Consider the following 13,449-nt stretch of genomic DNA (forward strand, 5'->3'; position numbering starts at 1 on the left):
TCACATCGAACGGATGCGCAGGTACCGGCGGACGTCGGGGATCGACCTGATCCCGACCGCCACGGCTACGAGTGCCACGGCCGCGGCCGCTCCAGCGGTGATGATGCCCAGGGTCTTCACGATCGGTTCTCCTCTCGGTGCTGAGCCGTCTCCTCGACGCTCAGGGGTGTCAGTTCGTCGGGTGCGAAGTAGAAGTAGCGGCCGTACCAGTCGTGCAGGTCCGACGCGGGGTCGTCGACGAGGACCAGGGCGATGTGCGTACCACCGTCCACGTCCGAGAGAACCGCCGTCACCCGGGCCACCTGGCCGGCGAAGAACAGATCCTGCGCGTCCGCCCGCCGGGAGGGGTGGACGCGGACCAGGCTGCCCTTGGCCACCCGGACCCCATCGATCACGACCGCGTCGCTCCCGGGCCGTACCGAGGCGTCGGCAGCCGGGTCCCACCAGGGGGCGCCCGCGGTATCGAAGGCGGCGGGTTCCACATCCCGGACGTCGGCCGCCGGGTCCACGGGAGCCGCGGGCCGCGGGTCGCGCAGCAGGCCGTGCAGCTGCTGGAGGTCGGCGGGCGACATGCCGTCGCACCGGTCGATGATCTCCCGGGCCCGGGGATCGGTGGCTCGGGCCTCCGTCTTCTCCTCCTCCGTCATGGTCATCACGCGGAGGGTCAGGATCTCGTCGATCTCGGTCGAGTCGAACAGCGCGCCGGGGCTCTGCTCGGCGACCTCCGGGTAGTCGTACAGGATGATCGGCGCACCGAGCAGGGTGTCCGTCGTCCCCTTCGGTCCGGCCAGCACGGGCCAGCACCTGCGTTGCCGGCAACGGCCGGCGGCCGCTGCCGCCCCGGCGGGCGGTTCGAGCAGCGAGACGAACTCGGCGTCGTGCGCCCGCAGCAACAGATGCGCGCCGATCAGCGAGGACCGGATCGCGGCTTCCTTGGTGGTCGCGGGCTCCGGATGCTCGTTGCGCACCGCCACCGAGAGGCGCACGTATCCGTCGTCGACGACGGCCCGAGTGCGAACCCGGACCGCCAAGGGCAGCCGCCGTCGCACGATCCGGCCCGCCACCACGCCCCGCGCGTCGGCCACCGGCTCGGTGTCCTCGCCGCCCGGGACCTCGTGCACGGCGTCCACCACCTCTCCCAACGGCAGGGCGGTCAGCACGACTTCACGCTCGACGGCCTCGTCCCAGGACATCACCGGCACCCCGTCGACGACGAGCTGCTCCACCGGTACCTCCACCCCGTCCTCGCCCGTGCTCCGCACTTCTCGGACCTGGAGCTGGAGGAAGCGCAGATGCACGGTGACGGCCGCCGGCCCTTCGCGCGGTGCCAGCAGGCACTGCATCTCCATCTCCGGATCCTCGCCGAAACTCGCCGCCGTGGCGTGCGGCGGGCCGAGGACCCCGAACTGCCAGCGCGACCGGTTCTTGTGCGAGCTCGCCCGGTACGGGTACAGGAGGTACCCCTCGTACAGGACGGCGTCGGCGATCGAACGCACCTGGTCAAGACTCACGGGACCACCTCGTCGTGCTCGGCCAGGAGGGTCTGGACCGTCTCGTCCCAGCTGATCAGCCCGCGCCGGGCCCGGAAGTCCGCGAAGCGTGCCAGCACCTCGTGGTCCAGCCGGATCCATCCGGTGTTCGGGTAGTGAGCCGCCACCATGCGCCGCCACACCTCGACCGGCATCGGATGCCGGGCCTCGCAGTCCCACGGCACCTGCTCGACCCCGAAGCCCTTGCTGCCGCGGGTGAAGACCGTGCCGGAGAACATCAGGGCGAGGGGCACCGAACCTTCGCCCAGGGCGTGCAGATAGCGGGAACCGATCACGTCGAAGTCGTAGGTGCAGGGCAGGGCGAGATCGAACTCGGTCGCACCGCTGAACCCCTGCACGGTGGTGTCGCAGCTCATCCACTGGAACGGCTTGAGGGTGTCCGTCCAGCGCTCCCGGCGGCCGAACAGGGCCACCAGGCCGCTCTGTTCGGCCTCGTCGTAATGGCGCCGCTGCGGCTCGATGCGGACCTGGCAGTGCAGTGCGATGGCGTGGATCCGCCGGCCCGTCCGCTCCTCGATCCGCAACCGCGCGGTCAGCTGCGGGGCGGCCGCGTACGGCTCGGCGACGACGTCGAGCACGGAGAACGCGAAGTCGTTCACAACGCCCCGATCCCCGCAGCCGGCCGGCTGCGTTCGGCCACCCGCGCGAAGAAGCCGTCCATAGCGGCACGGGCCTCGGTGCCGCCGTCGAACCCGCGCCACAGCGAGCGCAGTTGCCCCGCCAGCTCGTAACAGGCGTCGACCGGCACCAGATGGCACGAACCATCGTTCTGGGCCGTACGCCGGATCAGTAGCGCCTCCACGTCCGGACGCAACACGGCGAGCTCCGGGCTCGACTCGACGACGGCAGCCCAGGCGTCCAGCGGCAGTTCCGACTCGGTGGCCCCGGCGGGCCCGGGGTAGAACGCGACCATCCGGTCCTGGACGGAGTTGCGGAACAGGAAGGCGAGCCCCACGGGAATCTGCAGCTCGTCCCAGGCGCGCCCGTCCACGGTCACCCCGGCGAAGTGCAGATATCGCTCGGGGACCGCCCGGTAGCGCAGCTCCGCGTCCTCGTCGGTGAACAGCAGGTAACAGGCCCGACAGCAGCACATCAGGGCGCGGCTGTCGAGGTTCACCACATGGGAGTGGCTCCCGCCGATCGGTTCCGCGCACATCTCGCAGCGCTCACCGGCGGGCGGCCGCGGCCGGTTGCGCCTGAGCCGCAGCAGGGTGGAGGCCGGCGAGGCGGAACGGCCGGCGGCGATCACGGTGCCACCGCCGCGGGCACCGACACCGAGACCGCGGCACCGTCCGACAGCAGGGGCAGCGGGGCCAGGTGCGTACTGTCCCCGTCGAGGCAGGTTCCGGCCCGCCGCACGTCGTAGTGCGCACGGCACCCGGCGCAGCGCAGGACCGCGTCCCCGGACCGACCGCCCAGCCGCCGCGCCAGCGTGGCCCCCTCGAACGGCCGCTCGCAGCGCGCGCACCGGTCCTCGAAGGCGAAGAGATCCGCGCCCACCCGGCAGGCCACCACCGGCATCCTGCCGACATCGAACCGGGCCACGGCGCCGGGCTCCAGCCCCGACAGCTCAGGCACGACCTCCCACGACGCACCGTCGTCGCCGGCCGCCCCGGCCTCCGTGTGCAGCCGGGTGAACAGCGAGTCCACCGCTACCAGCGGCCCCGCTGCCCCGGCGTCCTCGCCGGCCGCGGTCTCGACCTCGATCGAGGTGATCTCCGGCGCCGCCGCCTCCACAGCGCCCTGCACGGCCAGCCTGAGCGTGACCGAGGAGGACGGGCAGCCGTCACAACTGCCCAGCAGCCTCAACCGGACGGTTCCCTCGTCGGTGACGGCGACGAGTTCCACATCACCGCCGTGCGAACCCAGATACGGTCGTACGCTCTCCAGAGCCCGCTCGACCCGGGTCTCCACGCCGAACGGATGCAGTCCGTGCACCAGCAGGACGCCGGACACCAGCTCGTCTTCGGCCAGGGCGGCCAGGACGTCGTCGTCCAGCCGCCCCCGGTCGTGCATGAGGTCGAGCAGCCGTTCCAGCCCGGCACCGTAGAAGTCGGCGACGAGCCGGACCAGTTCCTCGCTGCGCTCGCGGGCGACCGCGCCGCCCGAGCCGCTGGCGGCGATCAGGGTGTCGATGCGTTCACCGGTCGTCCGCCAGTCGGGCGCGGCCGGGGAATCCTCCCGCGCCATCACTCACTGCCCGCGGACTGGGTGGGGGAGTGCAGGAGTTCCAGCTTCTTGCCCTCGCCGAGGTACATGTGCACACCGCAGGGCAGACAGGGGTCGAAGCTGCGCACCGTGCGCATGATGTCGATGCCCTTGAAGTGTTCCCGGTCGTTCTCCTCGAAGATCGGCTGGCCCTGCACGGCGTCCTCGTAGGGGCCGGGCGTGCCGTACGTGTCACGGGGGCTCGCGTTCCACGGAGTCGGCGGGTACGGGTGGTAGTTGGCGATCTTGCCGTCCCGGATCACCATGTGGTGGGAGAGGACACCGCGGACCGCCTCGGTGAACCCGCAGCCCACCCCCTCCTCGGGCACCTCGAACTTCTCCCAGGTCTTGGTGTTCCCGGAGCGGATCTCCGCGAGGGCCTGCTCCGCGAAGTGGAGCGCGCAGGCGGCCGCGTAGGCCTGGAAGTAGCTGCGAGCCCGGTTGCGCTCGATGGTGTTGCTCCACTTCGGGACGTGCCACTCCAGCTCCACCGGCCCCTTGAGGGCGGTCTTGGGGAGGTTGATCTTGACGCTGTGGCCGGTGGCCTGGATGTAGCCGATGTCGACCAGACCGGCCAGCGCGGTGGTCCACAGCCGCGCGAGCGGCCCGCCGCCCGTGTCGAGCGCCAGGTAGTTCTTGCCGTCGAACCAGCGCGGTGACATGACCCAGCTGTACTTGCCGTCCAGGTCCCGCTTCTGCGGCTGCGGGTTGGTGTGCTGGTTCCACGGGTGGCGCCGGTCGACCGGATTGCCGAGCGGGTCGTGGGAGACGAAGGTCTCCTGCTCGTCCCAGTCGTTGTAGTACGACGAACCGAGCAGGATCCGGATGCCCAGGTTGATCTCCACCAGGTCGGTGGTGACCAGCTTCCCGTCGACGACGACACCGGGGGTGACGTACATCTTCCGGCCCCAGTCGGTCATGTCCTTGTACTCGAAGTTGCAGTGCTCCGGGTCCTGGAAGGAGCCCCAGCAGCCCAGCAGGATGCGCCGGTTGCCGACCTGCTCGTACCCCGGCAGGGCTTCGTAGAAGAAGTCGAAGAGATCGTCGTGCATCGGCACGACCTTCTTCATGAACTCGACGTACCGCTGGAGGCGGGTGATGTAGTCCGTCATCAGCTGGACGGTCGCCACGGTGCCGACCCCGCCGGGATAGAGCGTGGAGGGGTGCACGTGCCGGCCCTCCATCAGGCAGAACATCTCCCGGGTCATCCGGCTGACCTGGAGCGCCTCGCGGTAGAACTCGCCGGTGAACGGGTTCAGCGATCGCATGATGTCGCCGATCGTCTTGTATCCGTGTGCGTCGGCGTGCGGGGAGGGGGTGCGGTTGGCCTGTTCCAGTACCCCGGGGTTGGTCTCCGCGACCATCTTCTCGCAGTAGTCGACCCCGACCAGGTTCTCCTGGAAGATGTTGTGGTCGAACATGTACTCTGCGGCCTCGCCGAGATTCACGATCCATTCGCCGAGGTGCGGCGGCTTCACCCCGTACGCCATGTTCTGCGTGTAACAGGAACATGTTGCGTGGTTGTCACCGCAGATTCCGCAGATGCGACTCGTGATGAAGTGCGCGTCCCGGGGGTCCTTTCCCTTCATGAAGACCGAGTAGCCCCGGAAGATGGAGCTGGTGCTGTGACACTCGGCAACCACCTTCTGCTTGAAGTCGATCTTCGTGTAGATACCCAGGCTGCCGACGATCCGGGTAATGGGATCCCACGCCATTTCGACCAGGTCGTTCTTTCCCTGGCCGCCCCCGGCACCCTTGTGCTGCGTCGCGGTCATTGCGCCGCCTCTTCTTTCTGTCCGTTGCGGTGACGTACGCGGTCACTCACCAGGTGCGTGTGGCGCCGGTGGTGAGTTTCTTGCCGGGCTTGCGCCATTTCGGTTCGCGGTCCAGGGCGTGGGTGGTGAGTCGGCGCAGCTGCCGAATCGTCGACCCGTAGAGCCCGACCGCGTTGGTCGAGAGCTTTCCCCCGGGGGGCTCGTCCATGAACGGCATGAACTTGTCCGGGAACCCGGGCATGGTGCAGCCGATGCAGATGCCACCGACGTTGGGGCAGCCGCCGATGCCGTTCATCCAGCCGCGCTTGGGCACGTTGCACTTGACCGCGGGGCCCCAGCAGCCCAGCTTGACGATGCACTTCGGTGAGCCGTACTCCGTCGCGAAGTCGGCCTGCTCGTAGTACCCGGCCCGGTCGCAGCCCTCGTGGACCGTCGACCCGAACAGCCACGTCGGCCGCAGCGCGTCGTCGAGCGGGATCATCGGCGCCTGGTCGGTGGCCATGTAGAGCAGGTAGGTGAGTGTCTCCGAGAGGTTGTCCGGCTGGATCGGGCACCCCGGGACGCACACGATCGGGATCCCGGCCTTGGACTTCCAGTCCCAGCCCAGGTAGTCGGGAACCCCCATTGCTCCGGTCGGGTTGCCCGCCATGGCGTGGATGCCGCCGTACGTCGCGCAGGTGCCGGCCGCGACGACCGCGGTCGCCTTCGGAGCCAGCCGGTCGAGCCACTCGCTGGTCGTCATCGGCTGGCCGGTGGCGGGATCGTTGCCGAACCCGCACCAGTAACCCTCGTCGTGCAGCCGCTCGTTCGGAATGGATCCCTCGACCACCAGGACGAACGGTTCCAGTTCTCCGCGATCGGCCTTGAAGAACCATTCGAGGAAATCATCGGCGCCGCCGTTCGGGCCGCATTCGAAATCGATGAGCGGCCAGTGGACGGAGACCTGCGGAAGCCCCGGCAGAGCGCCGAGCGCGATTTCCTCGATGCTCGGCTGCGTGGCTGCGGTCAGGGCGACGGAATCGCCGTCGCAGCTCAGTCCTGCGTTGATCCACAGCACGTGGATCAGTGTGTCCTCCGCCTTCACCGCTTCCTTTGTCGGCATGGCAGTGTCGCCTTTCAGGATGACGGCCCAACCGGCCGTCGGCCCCCACGGATGGCTACTTGCACATTGCTACCATCACGCCTCGATTCGTGGGCACCGGCAACAGGGGAATTCGCCGCCCCGGCTCGTCACCGGGGCCCGAATGACGGCATGCGGTGGGCCGCTCGGGTGGTCCGGGCGGGGTACCGGTCCCGTCGGACGGCGCCACGGTCCTCCCGTGGCCCTACGGTCGGAGCCACCCGCGGAAGGACGAGGCACCGGTGCACGAGCTGGCCATCACACAGAGCGTCGTCGACTCGGTGTGCGAACGCGCCGGGGGGCGTCCGGTCCGCTCGGTCCGCGTCCGCGTCGGCGTGCTCACGGCCGTGGTGCCCGACTCGATGCGGTTCTGCTTCGGCCTGGTCACAGAGGGAACGGCCGCCGAGGGCGCGCGGTTGGAGATCGACCAGCCGCCCGGCGCCGGCCGCTGCCGCACCTGTGCCGTCGCATTCACCCTGACCGACCTGATTCTGCTGTGTCCCTGCGGCAGCGCGGATGTGGAGATCACATCGGGACAGGAACTGCAGATCGTCTCCATGGAAGTGGGCTGAACCATGTGCGGTACCTGCGGCTGTGCCGAGGAGTCCGGCGGGACCAGGGTCGTGATGCTGCGGGAGGAGGATGCACCGGACCATGGACATCCGCATCCGCACCCGCACGCTCGTCCGCACGAGCGTCGTCAGCCGGGTGGAGCCGGTGAGACGGTCGCCATCGAGCAGAAGGTACTCGCCAAGAACGACCTGCTCGCGGAGCGCAACCGGACGTGGATGACCGACCGGGGCGTCGTGGCCGTGAACATGATGAGCTCGCCGGGCGCGGGCAAGACCACCCTGCTGGAACGCACCGTCACCGATCTCGGCGGCCGCCGGCCGGTGGCCGTCATCGAGGGCGACCAGGAGACCAGGCTCGACGCCGACCGGATCAGGCGTACGGGCTGCGCCGTGGTGCAGGTGAACACGGGGGCGGGGTGCCACCTCGACGCGGAGATGATGCGGGACGCCCTCACGGCGCTGTCCCCGGCCGAGGGATCCCTGCTCATGGTGGAGAACGTCGGAAACCTGGTGTGCCCCGCCCTGTTCGACCTGGGGGAGCGCAGCAAGGTGGTGATCATCTCGGTCACCGAGGGCACGGACAAGCCGCTGAAGTACCCGTACATGTTCGCCGCTGCCGACCTGATCCTGATCAACAAGTCCGATCTTCTGCCCCATGTCGACTTCGACGTCGAGCAGTGCGCGCGGCACGCGCGCTCGGTGAACCCGGACGTGCGCGTGCTGACGGTCTCGGCGACCACCGGCGAGGGCCTGGGCCACTGGTACGACTGGCTGGCGGAGCAGCGGTAGCCGCTCCGCCGCCGCACCGCGGTCAGCCCCGGGGGAACGGGGGCTGCGGGACCGCGGTGGCGGACGCCGGGCGCTCCTTGCGGACGAAGGCCCGGCGCAGCCCGTGGTACGGGTGGTGCGGGTCCGCGAAGATGCGGTGCATGCGGACGAGTTCGGCCTCCCGGTACGGGGCAAGGTCGACCCGGTCCCGCTCCTCCTTCTTCGCGTGGATCCGGGACTGGGTCGCGGGCAGGGCTGACAGGCGGGTCGCCAGGGCGCCGACCTCCGAGTCGAACGACCGGGGTGCGCAGGGGATCACCCTGTCGACCAGCCCGAGCCGGTGGGCAGCGGTGGAGCTGACCGGCAGGGCGTCCCGCATGAGCCGGTCGGCAGCCGGCGCCCCCACCCGCCGCGGCAGCGTGTACGTCCAGTACTCCGATCCGTACAGCCCCATCAGGCGGTAATGCGGATTCAGGACCGCGCCCGCCCTGCACCACACCTCGTCGGCGGCGAGGGCCAGCATCACCCCGCCCGCCGCGGCGTTTCCGGACAGGGCGGCGACGACGAGCCGGTCGGTGGTGGTCAGCACCGCCTCCACCAGGTCGTCCATGGCGTTGATGTTGGCCCAGGACTCGGCGCCGGGATCGGCCGCCGCCTCGATCACGTTGAGGTGGATGCCGTTGGAGAAGAAGTCCCGGCCGCCGCCGACGACCAGCACCGAGGTGGGCCGGGAGCAGGCGAACCGGTAGGCGCGCAGCAGGCGTTGGCACTGCTCCGTGCTCATCGCGCCGCCACGGAACGAGAACGACAGAAAGCCGGTTCCGGCCTCCTCCCGGTAGCCGATCTCGGACCAGGTGTCGTCGTCCCCGGTCCGGTGCAGCGGAGCCGGCCGCTCGGGCACGGCGGACAGACGCCCGGCCAACGCCGAGGTGGCGGGGAGCTTGAAGGTGGCCGGGCCGCCCGGCGCCCGCCGTGGCCGCAGCTCGGGGATCCACACCGCGCCGTCTGTGGTCGCCCGGCAGATCGCGCCGTCCCGGGTGGCCACCACATCCCCCGGACGCCCGCCCGGCCGGGACTCGGGATACCCGCCGTGCAGGAACCACTCGCCGCCCAGCAACTCGTCGAGCACACCGGGCTGGGAGTCCGCCGCCCTGAGTTTGCGGATCACCGTCGCGGTGGAGTCCGACTGCCAGTCGATGCGACGCAGCGACTGGCGGAACAGGGGGCGGCAGCCCTTGCCGGCGCCGGGGGCCTGCGGCTCCGGGGTGTACACCCCCGACGCGAAGCGTCCGACCGCCAGGAGCACCGCCTCCACGGCGGCGTCCGAGATCTCGTTGCGGTACAGGTCGCTCTTGCCCACCGGGGGCAGCGGACAGGGCAAGGAAGCCCAGACGTCGCCCGCGTCCATCTCCGCGTTCGCCTGAAGCACGGTGACGCCCCAGCGGTCCGCTCCCTCGTGGACGGCCCAGTCCAGGGAGGAGGGCCCGCGGTCGCCGACCGGCCCCGGATGGACGACGAGGCAGGTGTGGACCGACCAGACGTCCCTCGGGATCGCGGTCTTCAGGTACGGCGCCACGACAAGGCCGGGGCACTCCCGGCGGACGGCTTCCCGGACCGGGTCCTCCTCGTGCGCGAGCTGCACGGCAACGGAGTGCCCGTGGTCCCTCAGCTCCGCCTGGACACGTTGGGTAAGGCTGTTGAAGGCGCTTGCGACAAGCAGGATGTGCACGGCGATCTCCCGGTGGCTGCGGTCCGTCCTGATCGAGCCTGGGCGTGGGCGCTTGCCCATCGGGACTCACCCGGCGGGAACATGCCGGGAATTCACCCGAAGCGCACACCACGGGCAGGGGCCGACGCGCTGCTTCGCTCGCCGGATTCACAGCACCGGGCCGCACCTCCCGCGGGTGAGGGCCGCCGCCGTGACAGTCGGTGGCGCGGGCTCCAGCCCGAGGGTGCACAGGTGTGGTGAAAGGCGGACCGGTCGCCGCCCACCGGATGCTTCTCGCCGTGAGGCTACTACCGTGAAGGTGTGACCCCGGCTCGCTACGTGGGTCACAACGGAGGCACCGTGGGCGACAACGGCGACAACGGCGACAAGGGATCCGGCCACTGCGGAGAGGCGCACCGTCGGCTGGGCACACTGCCGGGGGACCTCCAGGAGCGGCTCGACGCCGTGATGCGGGGTCCGGCCGAGGCGGCCCTATTGCTGGATGCCGTCATGTCGGTGGGCAGAGGACTCGATCTGCCCCAGGTGCTGCGCCGGATCGTCGAGGCCGCAGTCGTCGTGGTCGATGCCGAGTACGGGGCCCTGGGCGTGGTCGGTGAGGGAACCCGGCTCGCGCAGTTCCTGCCGGTGGGCATCACGGAGGAGCAGCGCGGAGCCATCGGCCCCCTGCCCGAGGGACACGGCATCCTCGGCGAGCTGATCCGCCACCCCGAGCCGCTGCGGCTCGTGGAACTCTCCGCGCATCCTTCGTCCTACGGGTTTCCGCCGAACCATCCCCCGATGCACTCGTTCCTGGGGGTCCCCGTCCGGGTTCGCGACAAGGTGTTCGGCAACCTGTACCTGACCGAGAAGCGGGGCGGCCGGGCATTCGACGCCGAGGACGAGATCGCGCTGTCGACGCTCGCGGTGGCGGCTGGCGTGGCCATCGAGAACGCCCGTCTGTACGTGGAGACGCGCGACCGCCAACGCTGGCAGGAAGCCGGCAGCGAGATCGTCGCGGCTCTGCTGAGCGGAGCGGGCGAGGCACACGTCCTGCGGATGATCGTCGATCACTCCGTACACATTCTCGCCGCGGATCTCGGCGTGCTGGCACTGCCCGGGGCAGGGCAGTCCCTCCGCGTGGCACAGGCGTCCGGGCTGGACGCCGAGACGTATCGCGGGCTGGAACTGCCGCGAGAGGGATCGCTCGCCGGCGCCGCCCTGGACGCGGGCGAGCCGGTCACCAGCCTCGACGTCGAACATGATCCGAGGACCATCGAGGGCCCGTCGAGGTGGGCGGGGCTCGGCCCCGCGGTCGCGGTGCCGATGGTCACGGGGGAGCGGACCCGTGGGGTGCTGCTGCTGGCCCGGGTACGGGAGCGTCCCGCCTTCACCGGTGCGGAGACAGCGCCGCTGCTGGCGTTCGCCGGGCAGGCGGCTCTGGCGATGGAGCTCACCGAGCGGCGCGAGTCCGCCGAGCAGATCGCCCTGCTGGAGGAACGCGACCGCATTGCCCGGGATCTGCACGATCTGGCCATCCAACGGCTGTTCGCCACCGGAATGACCCTGCAGAGCGTGGTGCGGCTCGTGGAACAGCCGCAGGCGAGCGAACGGCTGCTGCGCGCGGTGGATGATCTGGACGAGACCATCAAGATCATCCGGTCCACCATCTTCGCACTCCGCGCCGGCGACTCGGGCCGGGCCGGCCAGGGGCTGCGTGCCCGGACCGTGGCCACGGTCGAGCAGGCCGCCCGGACCCTGGGATTCCAGCCATCGCTGCGGATGGCAGGGCTGATCGACACCGATGTGCCGGCCGGGACCGCCGAGCAGGTGATCGCGGTGCTCGGCGAGGCGCTGAGCAACGTCGCCCGCCACGCACGGGCGACGGCGGTGGACATCTCGCTGGTGGTGGGAAAGGGCGAGGTGAACCTGATCGTGTCCGACAACGGTGTGGGCATGCCCGGACACGGCGGTTCCCGGAGCGGGCTCGACAACCTCGCACGGCGCGCCGAGAAACTCGGCGGGGAGATGAGTGTGGGGGAGTCCGCACAGGGCGGCACCCGGCTGAGCTGGCAGGTGCCGCTGCGACTGTCCTGATGCCGAATGCCGAGCGGGGTGCTTGACGGAGCCGTACGGTCAGATCCGATGGTGCCCGGCACCGCGCGGGGAGGCCTCCGTGGCGTGCGCGGCGATCACGGCCGCCTGGATACGGCGCTCCACACCGAGCTTGGCCAGCAAACGGGAGATGTGGTTCTTGACCGTCTTCTCCGACAGGTAGAGGCGCTTGCCGATCTGGCTGTTGGTCAGCCCTTCGCCGATCAGCGCGAGGACGTCCTTCTCCCTCGGGGACAGCGCCGACAGCGCGTCGTCCTCCTCGGAGCCGGAACCGGGCTGCTCCTCGCGCAGGCTGTTCATCAGCCGTGCTGTCGTGGACGGGTCGAGGGTCGAGCGTCCGGAAGCCAGTGTGCGGACGGCGGTGACGAGGTCCGAGCCCTTGATCTCCTTCAGTACGTAGCCGGCCGCGCCGGCCATGATGGCGTCGAGCAGTGCTTCGTCGTCGTCGAACGAGGTGAGCATCAGGCAGGCCAGTTCCGGCATCCGTGAGCGCAGCTCACGGCAGACCGTGATCCCGTCGCCGTCCGGCAGCCGCACATCGAGAATCGCGACGTCGGGGCGGAGCGCCGGACCTCGGGCCAGCGCATGATCGGCCGTGCCGGCGTCGCCGACGACTTCGATGTCGGGTTCTGCGTCGAGCAGATCCTGCACGCCGCGCCTGACCACCTCGTGGTCGTCCAGCAGGAACACGCGGATCGGCCTCTGCGCCGAGAACCCCGTGTCGTCGCTCATGGCGGTCCTCCTCGCCATCGTGAGTTCGTACAGCCGGAACACACCAGGGCCGAACGGTCCCGTTCTCCGGTCCGGTCCGGTCAGGCCTCAGGATTCCCGGCCCGTGGGCCGTACAGCTGCAGCAGCCGTTTCCGTGTTCCGTACATGCGCTCCGCCACGGTCTCGGCGACGAACCTGTACACCGCCCGGCCCAGCACCGCATCGGCATCGCACAGCGAGCGGACGGCAGCGGCATCGAATTCCACGGCCTGCCCCGCCCGGACCACATGCGCGCCCAGGTGCCACACGTGTGGGGGAAAGAGCCAGGACCAGCCCAGTAGATCGTCCCGTCCCAATGTCTCGACGACCGCCGCACGGCGGCCGGGCACATGGAGGTCGACCTCGACCTGTCCCGAGCGGATGACCCAGAACCGGTCGGCCTTCCTGCCCTCCTCGAAGAGCCGTGCGTCGAGCACCAGCGGTACTTCGCAGGCCGCCTTGTCGAGCAGGAGGGCCCGGCTCTCGGACGGTATCGCGTCGAGCAGACTCCTGGCCGTTGACATGGGGCCTCCGTTCCTGGCCGACGGCGTGGACCCGCCCACCCGCTCCGAACGATATGCGTGCTTCCGGAGGGACGCTCGGCCGCGCGGTGCGAAGCGCTGTGCCGCGTACTCCTCGTCCACTCCATCGTGCGCCGCCGGGACACGTGGCACTTGGGCCGACCGGCCTGGTTCCGCGCCCCGCTCAGCCCATGCCGCGGGCGACACGCCGGTCCACGTGACGCACGCGGTCCTGCATGGGTGATGACCACGGAGGGGATGGACGAGGCGTCGTACGGCAGCTTCGCCCGGTTGCGACGGCGTCTTCACCGTCACATCCCCGCGGCCGGGGCGGGAGGGGCCCGAAAGGTCCTGGTCGGGACCGA

General features: G+C 70.2%; 13 protein-coding genes. 3 read left to right on the forward strand and 10 right to left on the reverse strand.

Annotation, left to right across the window (positions count from 1 at the left end; genetic code table 11):
• From ACFYY7_RS21535 to ACFYY7_RS21565, 7 genes are read right to left on the reverse strand one after another with little or no spacing between them, the layout of a single operon-like run.
• Complete coding sequence (locus tag ACFYY7_RS21535; RefSeq protein WP_388663559.1) at window positions 1-120, reverse strand: DUF6893 family small protein; 120 nt, start codon at window positions 118-120, stop codon at window positions 1-3.
• Window positions 117-1,511 (reverse strand): hypothetical protein, encoded by a 1,395-nt coding sequence (locus tag ACFYY7_RS21540; RefSeq protein ID WP_388663561.1) that lies wholly within the window; start codon window positions 1,509-1,511, stop codon window positions 117-119. Before ACFYY7_RS21540 ends, ACFYY7_RS21535 begins: the two co-directional genes overlap by 4 nt.
• Window positions 1,508-2,149 carry a DUF6084 family protein gene (locus ACFYY7_RS21545; RefSeq protein ID WP_388663562.1) on the reverse strand — a complete coding sequence of 214 codons (642 nt, stop codon included), beginning with the start codon at window positions 2,147-2,149 and terminating at the stop codon, window positions 1,508-1,510. The genes ACFYY7_RS21540 and ACFYY7_RS21545 overlap by 4 nt, the downstream gene beginning before the upstream one ends.
• Window positions 2,146-2,799, reverse strand: coding sequence for a DUF5947 family protein (locus ACFYY7_RS21550; RefSeq protein WP_388663564.1), 654 nt, complete (start codon window positions 2,797-2,799; stop codon window positions 2,146-2,148). The genes ACFYY7_RS21545 and ACFYY7_RS21550 overlap by 4 nt, the downstream gene beginning before the upstream one ends.
• Entirely contained in the window at window positions 2,796-3,740 is a 945-nt protein-coding gene (locus ACFYY7_RS21555) for a NifU family protein (protein WP_388663566.1), read from the reverse strand. Before ACFYY7_RS21555 ends, ACFYY7_RS21550 begins: the two co-directional genes overlap by 4 nt.
• Complete coding sequence (locus tag ACFYY7_RS21560; protein WP_388663568.1) at window positions 3,740-5,533, reverse strand: nickel-dependent hydrogenase large subunit; 1,794 nt, start codon at window positions 5,531-5,533, stop codon at window positions 3,740-3,742. Before ACFYY7_RS21560 ends, ACFYY7_RS21555 begins: the two co-directional genes overlap by 1 nt.
• Before the next feature lie 46 nt (window positions 5,534-5,579).
• Window positions 5,580-6,635, reverse strand: a complete 1,056-nt coding sequence (locus tag ACFYY7_RS21565) for a hydrogenase expression protein HypE (protein ID WP_356085776.1) — start codon at window positions 6,633-6,635, stop codon at window positions 5,580-5,582.
• A gap of 260 nt (window positions 6,636-6,895) precedes the next feature.
• On the opposite strand from ACFYY7_RS21565, the gene ACFYY7_RS21570 reads away from it, so the two are divergent.
• Both ACFYY7_RS21570 and hypB read left to right on the forward strand, forming a co-directional pair.
• Window positions 6,896-7,225: a hydrogenase maturation nickel metallochaperone HypA gene (locus tag ACFYY7_RS21570; protein WP_259930335.1), complete on the forward strand. Its 330-nt coding sequence runs from the start codon at window positions 6,896-6,898 to the stop codon at window positions 7,223-7,225.
• 3 nt (window positions 7,226-7,228) lie between these two features.
• Complete coding sequence (gene hypB, locus ACFYY7_RS21575; protein WP_388663569.1) at window positions 7,229-8,014, forward strand: hydrogenase nickel incorporation protein HypB; 786 nt, start codon at window positions 7,229-7,231, stop codon at window positions 8,012-8,014.
• Between the two features lie 22 nt (window positions 8,015-8,036).
• Here the strand turns inward: hypB and ACFYY7_RS21580 are convergent, their stop codons facing one another.
• Window positions 8,037-9,722: a hydrogenase maturation protein gene (locus tag ACFYY7_RS21580; RefSeq protein ID WP_388663743.1), complete on the reverse strand. Its 1,686-nt coding sequence runs from the start codon at window positions 9,720-9,722 to the stop codon at window positions 8,037-8,039.
• Window positions 9,723-10,169: 447 nt separating this feature from the next.
• Between ACFYY7_RS21580 and ACFYY7_RS21585 the strand changes: the two genes are divergently transcribed.
• On the forward strand, window positions 10,170-11,795 hold the full coding sequence (locus ACFYY7_RS21585) for a GAF domain-containing protein (RefSeq protein WP_388663744.1): 1,626 nt from the start codon (window positions 10,170-10,172) through the stop codon (window positions 11,793-11,795).
• Between the two features lie 39 nt (window positions 11,796-11,834).
• Here the strand turns inward: ACFYY7_RS21585 and ACFYY7_RS21590 are convergent, their stop codons facing one another.
• Window positions 11,835-12,545 carry a response regulator transcription factor gene (locus ACFYY7_RS21590; RefSeq protein WP_351253673.1) on the reverse strand — a complete coding sequence of 237 codons (711 nt, stop codon included), beginning with the start codon at window positions 12,543-12,545 and terminating at the stop codon, window positions 11,835-11,837.
• A gap of 80 nt (window positions 12,546-12,625) precedes the next feature.
• Window positions 12,626-13,087 (reverse strand): cyclic nucleotide-binding domain-containing protein, encoded by a 462-nt coding sequence (locus ACFYY7_RS21595; protein WP_388663571.1) that lies wholly within the window; start codon window positions 13,085-13,087, stop codon window positions 12,626-12,628.
• Window positions 13,088-13,449 lie beyond the last annotated feature (362 nt).

The sequence above is a fragment of the Streptomyces sp. NPDC001933 genome (genome assembly GCF_042890955.1).
Lineage (GTDB): Bacteria > Actinomycetota > Actinomycetes > Streptomycetales > Streptomycetaceae > Streptomyces.

Bases quoted from the DNA above. Each gene is read 5' to 3' on its own strand.
- ACFYY7_RS21555 (WP_388663566.1), bottom strand. From the start codon at position 3,740: ATGGCGCGGGAGGATTCCCCGGCCGCGCCCGACTGGCGGACGACCGGT.
- ACFYY7_RS21560 (WP_388663568.1), bottom strand. From the start codon at position 5,533: ATGACCGCGACGCAGCACAAGGGTGCCGGGGGCGGCCAGGGAAAGAAC.
- ACFYY7_RS21565 (WP_356085776.1), bottom strand. From the start codon at position 6,635: ATGCCGACAAAGGAAGCGGTGAAGGCGGAGGACACACTGATCCACGTG.
- hypB (WP_388663569.1), top strand. From the start codon at position 7,229: ATGTGCGGTACCTGCGGCTGTGCCGAGGAGTCCGGCGGGACCAGGGTC.
- ACFYY7_RS21585 (WP_388663744.1), top strand. From the start codon at position 10,170: ATGCGGGGTCCGGCCGAGGCGGCCCTATTGCTGGATGCCGTCATGTCG.
- ACFYY7_RS21590 (WP_351253673.1), bottom strand. From the start codon at position 12,545: ATGAGCGACGACACGGGGTTCTCGGCGCAGAGGCCGATCCGCGTGTTC.
- ACFYY7_RS21595 (WP_388663571.1), bottom strand. From the start codon at position 13,087: ATGTCAACGGCCAGGAGTCTGCTCGACGCGATACCGTCCGAGAGCCGG.